The 14,741-nt window shown below is 32.8% G+C and carries 14 protein-coding genes; 4 read left to right on the forward strand and 10 right to left on the reverse strand.

Annotation, left to right across the window (positions count from 1 at the left end; all coding sequences use genetic code 11):
- Positions 1-81: 81 nt before the first annotated feature.
- Positions 82-1,257, forward strand: coding sequence for an MFS transporter (locus FS935_RS11260; RefSeq protein WP_146948582.1), 1,176 nt, complete (start codon positions 82-84; stop codon positions 1,255-1,257).
- A 60-nt stretch (positions 1,258-1,317) separates the two neighbouring features.
- Here FS935_RS11260 and FS935_RS11265 read toward each other — a convergent pair whose 3' ends face one another.
- The 7 genes from FS935_RS11265 to FS935_RS11290 all read right to left on the reverse strand — a co-directional run bounded on the left by FS935_RS11265 (position 1,318) and on the right by FS935_RS11290 (position 10,627).
- Positions 1,318-2,550 (reverse strand): PucR family transcriptional regulator, encoded by a 1,233-nt coding sequence (locus FS935_RS11265; RefSeq protein WP_146948584.1) that lies wholly within the window; start codon positions 2,548-2,550, stop codon positions 1,318-1,320.
- Positions 2,551-2,870: 320 nt separating this feature from the next.
- Positions 2,871-4,346, reverse strand: coding sequence for a flotillin family protein (locus tag FS935_RS11270; RefSeq protein ID WP_240050891.1), 1,476 nt, complete (start codon positions 4,344-4,346; stop codon positions 2,871-2,873).
- Positions 4,347-4,646: 300 nt separating this feature from the next.
- Positions 4,647-5,618 (reverse strand): S8 family peptidase, encoded by a 972-nt coding sequence (locus FS935_RS11275; RefSeq protein ID WP_146948586.1) that lies wholly within the window; start codon positions 5,616-5,618, stop codon positions 4,647-4,649.
- Positions 5,619-5,737: 119 nt separating this feature from the next.
- On the reverse strand, positions 5,738-5,866 hold the full coding sequence (locus FS935_RS24190; RefSeq protein WP_275580284.1) for a hypothetical protein: 129 nt from the start codon (positions 5,864-5,866) through the stop codon (positions 5,738-5,740).
- Positions 5,867-6,387: 521 nt separating this feature from the next.
- Complete coding sequence (gene putP / locus FS935_RS11280) at positions 6,388-7,851, reverse strand: sodium/proline symporter PutP (protein ID WP_146948588.1); 1,464 nt, start codon at positions 7,849-7,851, stop codon at positions 6,388-6,390.
- A 248-nt stretch (positions 7,852-8,099) separates the two neighbouring features.
- Positions 8,100-9,647 (reverse strand): L-glutamate gamma-semialdehyde dehydrogenase, encoded by a 1,548-nt coding sequence (gene pruA / locus FS935_RS11285; RefSeq protein WP_146948590.1) that lies wholly within the window; start codon positions 9,645-9,647, stop codon positions 8,100-8,102.
- Positions 9,648-9,709: 62 nt separating this feature from the next.
- Positions 9,710-10,627, reverse strand: coding sequence for a proline dehydrogenase family protein (locus tag FS935_RS11290; RefSeq protein ID WP_146948592.1), 918 nt, complete (start codon positions 10,625-10,627; stop codon positions 9,710-9,712).
- A gap of 453 nt (positions 10,628-11,080) precedes the next feature.
- Between FS935_RS11290 and FS935_RS11295 the strand changes: the two genes are divergently transcribed.
- From FS935_RS11295 to FS935_RS23645, 3 genes are all read left to right on the forward strand, one after another.
- Positions 11,081-11,266, forward strand: a complete 186-nt coding sequence (locus FS935_RS11295) for a hypothetical protein (protein ID WP_146948595.1) — start codon at positions 11,081-11,083, stop codon at positions 11,264-11,266.
- A 172-nt stretch (positions 11,267-11,438) separates the two neighbouring features.
- Positions 11,439-11,618: a hypothetical protein gene (locus tag FS935_RS11300; RefSeq protein WP_146948597.1), complete on the forward strand. Its 180-nt coding sequence runs from the start codon at positions 11,439-11,441 to the stop codon at positions 11,616-11,618.
- 126 nt (positions 11,619-11,744) lie between these two features.
- A complete protein-coding gene (locus FS935_RS23645; RefSeq protein ID WP_168714479.1) occupies positions 11,745-11,921 on the forward strand; it encodes an SE1832 family protein in 177 nt (58 codons plus the stop codon).
- Positions 11,922-12,172: 251 nt separating this feature from the next.
- On the opposite strand, the gene FS935_RS11305 is transcribed toward FS935_RS23645, so the two are convergent.
- The 3 genes from FS935_RS11305 to FS935_RS11310 all read right to left on the reverse strand — a co-directional run bounded on the left by FS935_RS11305 (position 12,173) and on the right by FS935_RS11310 (position 14,596).
- Entirely contained in the window at positions 12,173-12,808 is a 636-nt protein-coding gene (locus FS935_RS11305; protein WP_146948599.1) for an FMN-dependent NADH-azoreductase, read from the reverse strand.
- 247 nt (positions 12,809-13,055) lie between these two features.
- A complete protein-coding gene (locus FS935_RS23650) occupies positions 13,056-13,205 on the reverse strand; it encodes a hypothetical protein (RefSeq protein ID WP_168714480.1) in 150 nt (49 codons plus the stop codon).
- 155 nt (positions 13,206-13,360) lie between these two features.
- Positions 13,361-14,596 (reverse strand): Zn-dependent hydrolase, encoded by a 1,236-nt coding sequence (locus FS935_RS11310; RefSeq protein WP_146948601.1) that lies wholly within the window; start codon positions 14,594-14,596, stop codon positions 13,361-13,363.
- Positions 14,597-14,741 lie beyond the last annotated feature (145 nt).

Raw genomic sequence — 14,741 nt, forward strand, 5'->3', positions numbered from 1 at the left:
TAGAAATCGGTTTCCTTAATGAGTGGACCTTTTTCCTTCATTCATCAATTTATATTTGTGAAAGGCTTGTGACAAACATCTATGAAAACTACACCATTAAAGTTATTTTTATTTTTCATTCAGGCAATTGGATTTATATGTACTTCCTATTTACCAATCTACTTATTACATAAAGGATACTCTGCTACTGAGGTTGGAATGCTTTTAGCAATTGGACCTTTTGCTTCTTTACTTTCTGAACCTATCGGTGGGTACGTTAGTGACAAAATTAGAAGTATAAAAAAAGTCTTGTTATTTTGTATAGCTGGTATGATTTTTTCAGGGTTTGTATTTTTTCAGCTAGATAGCTTTACAGCAATGGCTATTTTAATATACTGCTTATTCTTTTTCTTAGCTCCAACTGGAGGATTAAGTGATAGCCTTTCTCAAAAAACAGCTGACAAAACGAATGTGAGTTTTGGAAGTATACGTATGTGGGGCTCACTCGGTTATGGAATTTCAAGTATTACTATAGGTTATTTGTTAAGTTATCTTGGTGTAGACAATATTGTTATTCCATTTATGTTCTTCTGCGTTAGCTTATTTATCATCGGGATTTTCCTAACTGATATAAAAGTAACAGATGGTTCTGAGAGTAAAGTCAATTTTAAAGATGCCTTCCTTCTCTTAAAAAGCATACGATTTACAGTTTTTTTGATCATCGTTTTATTTATTACTCTAGGACATCGAGCAAACGATCTTTATCTTAGTGTGTTTATACAAAAAGTTGGTGGGACAGAAACGACAATTGGTTGGGCTTTCTTTTGGGGTGTTGCAACCGAGGTGCTCGTGTTTTTCACAAGTGGTTATTGGTACAGAAAATATAAAGATCTAACTTTTATCATCTTTGCTGCGTTATTATATGGTATCCGATTTATCGGTATGTCATTTGCTTCAAGTTCAGTTGAATTAATTTTTTATCAATTGCTTCATGGTGTTACATTTGGTGTATTTTTTACAGTTGCCCTTTCTTATGTAACAAAAATTGTCCCTGCACGTCTACAATCAACAGGACATGTTTTATTGATTTCCGTATTCTTTGGCTACTCTGGTATGATAAGTGCCTTGGTAGGTGGAAAATTTATTGATACCTATAGCATATTCTCATTGTATTTATTAATTGGCTGTGCAGCAATATTCGGTGCAGTACTTTTAATGATTTATAGTAAATTCGTGAAGGTAGAAAAGCAGACGAATCGTATTACCTCATCTTTATAAAGTAAAAAACAGGTCTCGTTTACTTAGGCCTGTTTTTTATCATTAGTAACGATAATAAAGCTATAATTTTTTATTTAACATCAAATCAAGATATAACTGACACTTTTGATTGAAATCTGAAAAATCGATTGAGGTTAGCTCTGTTATTTGTTTCAATCGATAATTAAGTGTGTTAAGGTGAATAAACATTTGCTCAGCAGTAGATTTAAGCTTACAATTATTAACTAAATAGTATTCAAGTGTTTTCACTAATTCAGTTTGACTTTCACGATCTTTTGCTTGAAGAATTTGCAGGTTTTTATTTTGGTAGTTGTTTTTATTATTCTTGTTCTTTATCACATCAAGATATCGAAATATACCCATTTTATCATATTCATATGGAACATTTTCCTGTGTACCAATTTCTTCTGCAATATTCACTACTTCTAACGCTTCCTCATAGCTATTATGCAAAGATAAAATAGTCTGATATTCATTACCAACACCTATGTATATATTTGAATAACGATTTTCATCAAAGTTTGTTAGTAGATTTTCAATAATCTGCAAAGATGTAGCTACAGGTGAATATTTTAGTGAATAGCAGCCAACAATAATCACAATATTTGTCTGATTAACTAAAACATGACTTGTATTATCCTTCAAATTTAAATAAGAGCGAATCGTTTCTTTTAGCTCTTCTACAAGCTCTTCCTCAGCTTCAATTGCATTAACAACCATTATATTAAAAATTGAAGGTAAAATGATGTCTAACTGAGAAGCTTCCCATCTAAGCTCTTTTTCATTTTTAAAACTAAAATTTATCGCCTTTCTAAAAAAATTCTCAATTTCTTCTGCTTTCTGTTGTTTGATTTTGTTTTTTCTATAAATGATTTTCCCAACATGAAAGGATACTTTATGTAAGAATTCCAATTCTTCTTCCGTTAATTCCTCTTCAATCTCCTGAACCCAAATATAGCCCATAATAGTATCCATATACGTTGCACTAGTCACAACTCTCTTATTTAGCCCTATATCCTTCATTTCACTTATTCGAAAGGGCTTTTCTGTTGTTTTCAGCTGATCAATAATACCAGTCTCAACAAACTTTTCAAATATATGTAAAGGGCATTTTTTAGAGAAAATTGTTTTCTGATTTGCTATATCAAAATGCTCAACATAATAAGAGTTATACGCCAATAGAAAAAAATGGTCGCTTTCTAATACAACTGGTTTTTTTAAACCATTACTAACATAATCGATGACTTCATTAATATCTGATAAAGATAAAATCTGTTCTAATAGCTCGTCCATATATCTAGCTCCTACATCGGTTATATTTACCATTTATCATACTGTGCAAAAGCAAAAATGTATAGCATCTTTGTAAGAAAATATCACAACGTTTTTATCTTTTCCTTTTATGAAGGATCCAATGACAATTAGAAAAAATGCCTCTAAACTGTATACAATGCAGTCTCTTAAATTTACTTAAAGCAACAAAGTTTATGAAAGCAGCCTTTATGAAAAAGCAATGTTACCGATATCATCAGTTATTCTAGATTAATAACTCTCAAAAATACTCCATGAAAAAAGGAAGACATTAAAGTGTCTCCCTTTTTTACAGTAAATCCCTACTTTTCATTTACATCTCCATCTATATACTCATTATCATTTTTCGCTTCATTAACAGTAATATGATTTGAAGTTTTATTTGTTCGATCAGCATATGATTTTAACAAGGCACCCATATCGATTCCTGTCATTTCCTTTAGAGGCTCTTGTATATCAACCATTGTCTTTGTAATACTTTTACCAAAGTTCGGTAAACCTTGACCATTTCCAGAATCAATAATTTTGACAGAATCAATATTGTTAAGTGGTTGAGCAATTTTCTCTGCAAAAACAGGTAGCATTTCAATTAGTTTTTCAGTAATAATAACATCACCGTGTTTTTCCATAGCTTCAGCTAAAAGCTTACGAGATTCTGCTTCTGCCTTACCACGTTCACGGATAACATCAGCTTCTGCTGATCCTTCTTCTCTACGAATTTTTGCTTTTGCTTCCCCATCAATTTCTGCTTTCCGAGCCTCTGCTTCTGCTTTACGTGTTGTTTCATAATATTCAGCATCTGCTTTTGTTTTACGAACCTTTGTTTCTTCTTCCTCTAATTTAACAGCACGTTCTCTCTCAAGGAATTTTAATGTTAATTCTTCTTCTTTTACCTCTTTAGATAATTTAGCTTTTTCCAATTCATAAGATTGTTCAGACTTTGCTCTAGCACGCTCTGTTTCTTCCTTAAAGGCTGCATCTTTAATATCCTTTTCTTTTTTAGATTCTGCCACGGCAATTTGTCTCTTATATTCTTCTTCTTTTGCTTCTTGATCAGTTTGTGCTCTATGAATTCGTGTTTCACGCTCACTATTTGCTTCAGCAATTTCAGCTAATTTTCGTACCTCTGCAATCCGTGGGCGCCCTAGATTTTCTAAGTATCCATTTTCTTCATCTGCATCACGTAAATCAGTCAAACCTAATGAGGTAATTTTAAAGCCCATTAAATCTAATTGCTTTTGTGCAACCTCTGATACATCATGATTAAATTTTTCTCGATCACTATTAATATCTTCAACTGTCATTTTAGAAAGAATAGCACGGAGGTTACTTCCAAGAACCTCAATAATTTCTGATTCAATTTCATCCTGTTCTTTGCCTAAAAATTGCTCGGCATAATTAGCTATTCCATTTAAAGTATCAGCAACCTTTACCATCGCAACTGCATCAGCAACAATTGGAACACCACCATTTGTGTATACCCTAGGTGTTGATAGTTTTAATTGAAAAGACGTTAAATTTACAGGTGTTGAAGTTTGAAAGCGTCTTAAGCGATAGCCGCCACCTCTTATAATCTTCATAGAACGTCCTTCAAGATCAGTGAAGATATTAGTTTCTTTTTCAGGATCACCTAGCTTTGGACCTGTAATTATTAAAGCCTGATTAGATCGTGCAGTTCGATAACGAATTTTCACCCAGAAAAAGTAACCAATCCCGGCAATTGCACCAATTATTAAAATTGGGATTAAAATCATAAAAAAGCCTAACGCAGTAAACATGTAATCTTCCTCCTTAATATGTATTTATCAAAATACTTAGTACTTCAAAAGGAATCATAATAGCTATTAATTATCCACAATATGTAATACGAAGCTGCGAGTCGAAAGTTTCAAAATATTGAAAACTTATAAGAAATTGTCAGGCACTTGCCAACCTCCTACAAATAAGCTAACTAAATCCAAATTCTGTCCTTTGAACACCTACAAAAAAATAAAAAGGTGCTTCCTCTTTAATTAGAAGCACCTCTACGAAATTTATGTTTTATGATATTGGAAATAAAAGATTGACTATAACAAGCATTATTTCACAGCAGTCAATTGATCATCATGTTTATACCTGGATTTGAAACCTATTGATAAATCTAATAAACCATTTCCTTGATAACGTCTACTAACATCTAACTCGATTGTTCTTTTAATAATTTGTGCGTAGCTTTCGGATTCTGTAAGAGAGCGTTCAAATTCTTGCTCACATTGTTGAATGATTAGAGCTGCTGCAGCAGAAATATGTGGTGTTGCCATTGAGGTTCCTGATAATACGGCAAATTCATTGTTCAGATATGTTGAGAGGATTTCTTCACCTGGAGCAACGAGATCAACTTCAGTATTGGTATTACTAAATACAGATATCTTTCTCTGTAAATTTACTGAGCCCACTTGTACAACTTCTGGATAAGCTCCTGGATATGCAAATTCGTTCGTTTCATGATTTCCGTCTCCTTCATTACCAGCTGCGCATATAACAAGAATATTACTATTTATAGCTTTTTGTATAACATTGTGGAGTTCTACACTATCTTCACTGCTTCCTAGTGACATGGAAATAATTCTGACTTTTTCACCTTTTGGACCACGCCAATTCATAGCATATCTTATACCTTCTATCACCCATTTTGTTTCTCCATACCCCTTTTCCGATAAAACCTTAACAACCAAGAGTTTAGCATTTGGAGCTACTCCAACTACACCACTATCATTTCTAGCTGCACAAATTGTTCCACATACATGTGTTCCATGACCATTGTAATCCTCAAAATTAGTTGAATCACCTTGATCGTCTGTTGTGAAATTTTTCCCATCAATAATTTGTTCTCTTAATTCAGAATGATTTGATTCACATCCAGTATCTAAAACAGCAATCACAACACCCTCACCTTTGTATCCGTTATCCCAAGAAAAAGGTGCATTAATTAACTGAATTCCAGGCGGTATTTCTTTTGTGCTTTTTATAATTGTTTGGACTGTGTACGGAATTAAATGAACATAGCTCATAATGAAGCCTCCCTTTAATTATGATGAAGACAATATTCCATAAATTCCATTCGTACCTAAACACCTAATCATTAATCTGTTATAATATAAATGAAAAATTGTTATTCCTAACGCCTTCCTTATAGGAGGCGCTTTTTCTTTTTTTTACGCTTTAAATCATTTAAATTTTTCATCCCTAGTGTGATGGAAGAGAACAATGTGGCAGCAGCAACTAACACTTTGAGAAGCAGCTCTAACCACTCCAACACAATTAACACCCCCTTTTTTAGACAAAAATAACCCTACACAGTGACAAATATGACTGGTAGAGTGAGCTAAGGTTATGATCATGACTAAACTCCTAGGTACTATTAGAGGTTGTTCAAAAAGTTGAAAAACTTATGCTAACGCTTTCCGATTTTGGAACAATCTAATAAGGATAATTATGGAATATTTGTCACTATGATTGTACCACTTTTCATGGTAATTAACATCATTTTACTGAATTTTCGTACAATTATACTGGATAAAAGCATCTGATATCTACCTAAATTCCTACTCTCATTTAACATTATTCATGAAAGAAGGATAATTGGTATATAAAGAGGTCTATGCCATAATGCCTTGTTACACTAAATAGCTTCTTATCGATTCCCCTTTCAATTTTTTTTTGGTATTGCTTTTGAAAAAACATTTGAGCATACTCTTTCTTGATTTGTAAATAGCAAAAAAGCCTGCAATCTCTTCTTATTAGCGAAGAAGCAGGCTTTTTCCTAAATACAACTACCTATTACATCGATTTTGTAAATTCATCAAATTTCGCTACCTCATGAACAGAGGGCTTTGATGTAAATATACTTACAAGATAGACAGCTAACAAACTAGCTGCAAATCCTGGTACTATTTCATACATGATTTCAGATAAACCTAAGTTTGACCAAATGATAACGGTTAAAGCTCCAATAATCATTCCAGCCAGTGCTCCCCATTTTGTCATTCTTACCCAATAAAGACTTAAGATTATCACAGGTCCAAAGGCTGCACCAAAGCCTGCCCATGCATAACTAACAAGACCTAATATTGTATTATTTTGTTCCCATGCAAGCCATAGTGCTAAAATGGAAACTGCTAATACTGATAGTCGTCCAACAAATACGAGTTCTTTATCTGTTGCTGATCTACGGAAAAATGTTTTATATAAATCCTCTGTAAGTGAGCTTGATGTGACAAGAAGCTGTGAAGAAATTGTACTCATAACAGCTGCCAATATTGCTGAAATTAAAAATCCAGTGATGATAGGATGAAACAAGATATTTCCTAGCTCAATAAAGATTGTTTCTGGATCACTGATTTCTAAGCCCTGTTTTGAGTAGTAGGCAATTCCAAGAAAACCAGTTAACATGGCACCTATGCTTGAAAAAATCATCCAGCTCATACCGATTCGTCTCGCTTTTTTAATTTCCTTTACTGAGGAAATAGCCATAAAACGAACAATGATATGTGGTTGACCAAAATATCCAAGTCCCCAGGCAAATAAAGAAATAATTCCAAGTAAACTTGTTCCCTTAAATATATCTAATAAAGCAAAATCGATCGAACGAATTTCTGATACAGCATCTGAAGGACTACCAATATGAAAGATTGTTACTATAGGCACTAGAATTAGAGCGATGATCATAATGATTCCTTGGACAAAGTCAGTCCAGCTAACTGCAAGAAAGCCACCAAATAATGTGTAAGCTACAACAACACCTGTAATGATCCATAATCCTGTATGGTATTCTAAGTTTAAAATACTATTAAATAATACCCCACCTGAAACCATTCCAGAAGAAACATAGAAGGTAAAGAAAATTAAGATAATTACACCTGAAAATAACCGGAGAATTTTCGTAGAATCATTAAATCTATTTTCCAAGAAAGCAGGAATTGTGATAGAATCATTCGCTAACTCTGTATATGTACGTAATCTTGGTGCAACATAAAGCCAATTTGCCCATGCACCTAATGTAAGACCTATCACGATCCAAGCAGAACTCAATCCTGTTGCAAACATTGCTCCAGGTAAACCCATTAATAGCCAACCACTCATATCAGAAGCACCAGCACTTAACGCTGTAACAGCTGGACCAAGCGATCGTCCACCTAGCATATAATCTGTTAGATTTGAAGTTCGTTTATAAGCATAATAACCGATAAAGAGCATCCCAACCATGTAAACAATAACAGAAATAATTAACTGTAAATTAACCATCTTATCCCCCGCCATCCAACTACTAGTATATTTATATAAAAACTACCATTGTAGGAATCATATCCACAATGGTTAGTTATTAATTTTAAGTTATTAATTTCTTCAAAAATACATTAATATTTCATTCATCAGCTGTGAATAGTTAGCGTATTTTCTCTGTTACTATTAATATCACCGTATAAATATACTATATAGTGAATATAATAGAAAGCAGTTTTTTACTGCTTTCTATTATATTTCAATACTTTTTACAGCATTTCACTTATTGTTTTAGCTTGCATGTGTAGAGCTAAATAATCTGGACCGCCGGCTTTTGAATCTGTACCTGACATCTTGAATCCACCAAATGGGTGATAGCCAACAATTGCTCCTGTACAATTTCGATTGAAATATAAATTCCCTACATGGAATTCTTGTTTTGCACGCTCAATATGCTTTCTATTTCTAGTAATGACAGCACCTGTTAAACCATATTCTGTGTTGTTTGCAATTTTCAGAGCTTCATCAAAATCAGCTGCTTTTGAAAAGCCAACAACAGGACCAAAGATTTCTTCCTGCATTAAACGAGATTTGGGATCAAGATCAGCGAAGATTGTTGGTTGAATAAAGTAACCTTTTGAATCATCACCTTTACCACCAGTCATTAAGCGTCCTTCTTCATTACCTACACGAACATAATCCATAATTTTATCAAATGAAGCTTGATCAATAACTGGTCCCATATAAGTGTCAGCATTTTCAGGATTACCTACAATTTTTTCTTCAGTAATTTCTACTACTCTTTGAAGAACTTGATCATATACATCTTCGTGAACAACGGCACGTGAGCCTGCAGAGCATTTCTGACCTGAAAAACCGAATGCAGAAGTAAAGATAGATTGAGCCGCAAGCTCTATATCACAGTCTTTATCAACAACAACTGTATCTTTACCACCCATTTCAACAATTACACGTTTTAAATGCATTTGTCCTTCTTGAACCTTCGCAGCACGTTCAAAAATACGGGTACCTACTTCACGTGAACCTGTGAATGTGATAAGACTTGTTTTTGGATGATCAACTAAATAGTCACCAACTTCAGCTCCACTACCTGGAACAAAGTTCACTACACCTTTTGGTAAGCCAGCTTCCTCAAGCACTTCAACAAACAGTGCTGCAATAACTGGTGTTGTACTAGCAGGTTTTAAAACAACTGTATTACCTGTGACAATTGGAGCAGCAACTGTTCCAGCCATAATTGCAAACAAGAAGTTCCATGGTGAGATAACAACTGTTACACCTGTTGGCGTATATACATATTGGTTAATTTCACCTTCACGGCTATTGATCGGCTTACCTTTTGCTAATTCAATCATTTGTCTTCCATAATACTCTAAAAAGTCAATTGCTTCAGCTGTATCAGCATCTGCCTCTTTCCAAGGCTTTCCTCCTTCTTTTACTAATAAAGCCGAAAAGTCGTGCTTTTTCCGACGAATAATAGCTGCTGCTCTAAATAAGATATTTGCTCTTTCCTCTGGATTCCAATATCTCCAATCTTCAAATGCTTCCGATGCTGCTTGAATCGCTTGTTCAGCATGTTCTTTATTTGCTTTTGAAACTTTTCCAACAACTTCTTCTTTATTTGCCGGGTTGTAAGAAACAATCGTATTATCTGTTGTAACTCTTTCACCATTAATCACTAGTGGATATTCTTTTCCCATCATTTCATTCACATTAGCTAATGCTTGTTGAAATAGGTTACGGTTTTCCTCATTGTTAAAATCAGTGAATGGTTCATGTTTGTAAGCTGTTGTCATGTAAATCGACTCTCCTTTGTTGTTAATATTAGTTTCTATTTTTTTCTAATAGATTTATAAAGTTATTTTTTTGTCATTCCCTTAAGTACGAAAGCGAGATTCGCTGGGCGTTCAGCTAAGCGTCTCATAAAATATCCATACCAGTCTTGACCATATGGAATATAAACTCGCATGTTGTATCCGTCTTTTACTAATTCCTTTTGAGTTGTTGTTCTCATGCCATATAGCATTTGAAATTCAAACTGATTCTTAGGAATATTATGTTTATCTACTAATCTTTTTGTATATTCAATAATTTCATCATCATGTGTAGCAATTGCCGTGAAGTTTCCATTTAACAAATGCATGTTAATTATTTTCTTGAAATTATCATCAACATCTGACTTTTCAGGAAATGCTACATCTGCTGATTCCTTGTATGCACCTTTCACCAGTCTCAGTGAAGGATGATACTCGTTTAAATCATCAATATCTTTTGCTGTGCGATAAAGATACGCTTGTAAAACTGTACTAATATAATTGTAGCTTTGCTTAAAATCTTTAAATATATCTAGTGTTTTCTGGCAACGCTGTTCATCTTCCATATCAATTGTGACCATTATTTGATGCTTTTCAGCAGTATCTAAGATTTTGGTCATATTTTCATAAACTAATTGATCATTAATATCTAAGCCTAAAGAAGTTAGCTTTAAAGAAACTTGAGAATTTATCTTTTGGGCTGCGATCGTTTCAATTGTTTGAATACATTCCTCTGTTCGTTCTTTCGCAACTGATTCACTTGTAACAAACTCACCCAAATGATCCACTGTTACAGAAAGCCCTTCTTCATTTAACTCTTTTATAAATTTTACAGAGCTGGGAAAATCAATTCCACCAACAATTTTACCGGAGGCTATACCGCCACCCCAACTTTGAGCGGCACGGTTCAAAGTTTTATTTTTTGATAGAAAAAGGAAAAAATCTCTTGAATTGACCTGCACTATAAACACCTCCATAAAAGAAACAGAATATGAATTTCATATTGTTTTCTTAAATATATTTTACATTCGTGCATCAATCGTAACAATGTATCAAAAATACAAAGATTTTGACTTATCCTTGTGTGTAGAACACAATAACGTGTAAAGAAGCGCTTCTTCTGTTTATTTCAAGTACTTGTACTACTCAATGAGTATGTTATATAAATACCATTCCACACTTATTAATCTGTTAAACCTCGACATTTTTCTTCATTTAACATTTGTTACTTTAAATAAGCATTATGGAGCAAGTATTTACTCACCTTCGAAAGATACATAATTGTTCAGTTAACTAGTATAATAGAAATAACTTCAAAGATAGGCTAAAATATTGTTGACCTCTTCTTTAAGTGAAGATCATTCATTGACTCGTTAAAATTAAATTTGAAAATTCATGTTTAAAAGGAGTACTTTATGAAAATACTTATGATGTTAGTTGTTGTAATTGGTGTACTAGCTTTGTTAGGAACCGTTTTATTAGGTGGTAAAGGTGATAATAACTATGATGAAAAAACAAAAGGAAACATCTCAAGACTTTCACTCATCTATATCATTCTTGCTATTTCAATTATCATTTCGTTTGCTATATATTTATTTTAGTGAAGAATCCTTCACTAAAACCCCTTTGTGAAAACGCATTCACAAATTGTTCATATTTTTTTGAAAGCACTTACACAAATGGTCTTCAATTTATTTTATAATGTAACTATCTTAAAAATATTAAACTTTACAATGACAAAAAAATAAAAGAACATCTTAGGAGGAGCAACAAATGAAGCATTTTGTTTTTTTAATTGATAATGGAAATGAAACAACAGAACAGAAAATCAGTGCATCTGGTATGACAGAAGCTGTAAATAGAATAAAAGAACTAAAGAAGAATTCAGTGAAAGATCAACAAACTACATTTAAAATCACATTTAAAGGTGTGATTTATGAAAACGCTTACTAATAAAAGGATATATAATAAGTAAAAGCAACCATCTATCTGTATTGAATGGTTGCTTTTTACTTATTTTCATTTAGTTGTTACTATAAATAATATAGAAATATGACTAGCAAGAGAGGAGAATGTATTTTGTCGCCAAATGAGATTAATCAAAAAATTGATGAATTAAAAATGGAGTATATTAAAGTCCAAGGAAATATTGAGAAACTTGAATCTACAGGTCACTCAACTGAAAAGCTCGAAATGAAATTAAATGAGATTGAAGAAGAAATTAAAAAGTATAGATCGGCTTTAATTAATAAATAAAATGAAAAGAGGCTGGGACACAACTTAAGTGATTAACAAAAATTTCCGAACAAGTAATAGTTAGCTTAACTGATAAAATATACGTAGACTCCTTCGGGTTGAAAAAGCATCGACTATCCTCAACAATGTTTCTGCCATTTTCCCGTGGAAAGCGGGAGTATTTATCAGATAAGAAGTATCGTAACTACACCTAACTACCATTATTCGGTTTCAATTTTGTTAAAGACTTTGTCCCAACCTCTAATATTTCCTTAAAAAGTCTTAGCTAAATCCTTTGCTCGAGCAATTCCATTTGCTTTAATTTCTTCTGCTTTATCTGGCATTGCAGCATGCCCTTCAATGAATAACCCTTCAAATGATGGCACACCAAAGAAATTCATAATAACGTTTAAGTAGCGATGACCCATCTCTAATTCAGCTGCTGGACCTTCAGAATAAATTCCACCACGTGCTTGAATATGTAGTGCTTTTTTATCTGTTAATAATCCAACTGGTCCTTGCTCAGTATATTTGAATGTTTTACCTGATACAGCCACTGAATCGATATATGCTTTCATTACTGGAGGAAATGAGAAGTTCCACAAAGGTGTTACGAAAACATATTTATCTCCAGAAATAAATTGCTCACATAATTCACTTAGTCGGCTCACCTTTGCTTTTTCTTCATCTGATAATTCATCAAAAGCATTTCCAGTTTGTAGCTTACCCCAACCACTAAATACATCAACATCAATATGCGGAATATCCTCTTTATACAAATCAATGTGTACAACTTCATCACTAGGATTTGCTTCTTTATATGAATCAATAAAAGCTCTTCCTGCTGCCATACTAAATGATTGTGCTTCGTCGTGTGGATGTGCTGTAATGTATAATATTTTTGCCATTAGTCATTCTCCTTTTATTTTGTCACCTTATTTTCTATCAAAAACAAATAAAAAATACATGATATATTACAATTAATTAAAGTATTATTAATTCGAGATAATTATATTAAAGGTATTAATAGATGTCAACTATTTCACTTTGAAATTCAACTTACCATTATTACTAACAAAATTTTACACAATAAAGAGTTTTTAATTTAATAAAAAAGGGATTTGTCAAAGAAAAGACATACCCCTTGAAAAACTTTTATTCAGTTATATTTACATTGAAAGGATTTACAGCAATATTCTTTCTCATTTCATCTGTGATTTCAAACGCTTCAGTTTCATTTATAGAAGTTGATTCAGCATAATCAGCTTGAACACTACCATCATAATGCAATGGTTTACTCTCCATTATTTTAACCCCCCTAATATTTCCTATTTTATGTAACTATTTTACTATTTCCACACAAAATAAACGATAGATTTTGGAAAAAGGTCCAAAAAAATAAACACGCTATTATGTGACATGTTTATTTTGGATTAAATTTCTATATTCTATTCTTATATTTAATATTTAGACAAAATCGTTAGAACGGTTTCTAACAAGACATTCACACCTTTTTTACAATCTTCATACGTTGTAAATTCTTCTTCACAGTGACTTTTACCGTTCATACTAGGTACAAAGATCATAGCTGATGGAATGAAATTTGCGATAAATTGTGCATCATGGCCTGCACCACTCACCATTCTTTTAAATGGGTATCCTAATATCTTAGTTGATTCTTCTAAGGTATTACATACGTTTTGATCAAACAAAACTGTTTTTCGATCCCATAGTTTAGATGTGTTAACTAGGCAGCCCTTTGTTATTGTAGAAGCAGATAACCCTTGAATTATTTCTTCTACTTGTTGGATAACATTAGGTTCCTTATGTCTTGCTTCAAATGAAAAGATTACTTTATTTGGTATAACAGTATGAATGTTTGGAAAGACATTTACTCTTCCAATAGTAAATACTAAATCATCATCTAATATTCCAACTTTTTCGCGAATTTCTGTTATTAAATCCGTTGCTGTAAAAAGTGCATCTTTTCTCATATTCATAGGAGTTGTGCCTGCATGATCTGATTCTCCAATAACTTCGATTTCATAACAAACCATTCCTAGTACACATTCAACGATTCCGATAGAAAGTGACTCACTTTCTAGAATTGGCCCTTGTTCAATATGTAATTCCAAAAAAGCTGTCGCTTCTTTCAATCTATTTTCGATTACTCCTTTATATCCGCTATCATCGAGAGCTTCAGAGAAAGTAACTCCATTAACATCCTTTTTTTGTAGCATTGCTGTTTTAGAAAATCTACCTGAAAGCACTCCAGAAGCCATCATAGAGGGTTCAAATCTTGCTCCTTCTTCATTTGTAAAATTAACAATCATGATCGGTATTGCTGGCTTAATATTATATTCAACAAATGTCTTTATAATCTCAAGACCAGCAATAACACCCAATGAACCATCAAAACGTCCACCCTTTTTAACCGAATCTAAGTGTGAGCCTATCACAATCGGTGGTTTATCTTGCTCACCTTCAAGAGTTGCATATATAGTCCCCATATCATCAACTTTTATTGTCATACCAAGATCTTTACAGTATTCACAAAAATAGTTTCTTGCAGAAATATCTTCAGCTGACAACGATAATCTTGAAACCCCATCTTTATCTGTTCTACCAAAATTAGCAAATGTTTCAAGACTATTCTTTAGGCTTTCACCATTTATTTTTACCTTTTGTCTTTGCATCAGAACACTCCTTTTTTTGACTACTTTATAAAGTTTTACTTTGTAACATTTGGCTTTTTCAATTTGTCTATTGCTTCCTTTCGCATGTAACTCCATCCTATATGTTAATAAAATAAATAAATAACATATTTCTATTATTAATTAC

It is taken from the genome of Metabacillus litoralis (assembly GCF_007994985.1).
In the GTDB taxonomy this organism is placed as follows: domain Bacteria; phylum Bacillota; class Bacilli; order Bacillales; family Bacillaceae; genus Metabacillus; species Metabacillus litoralis.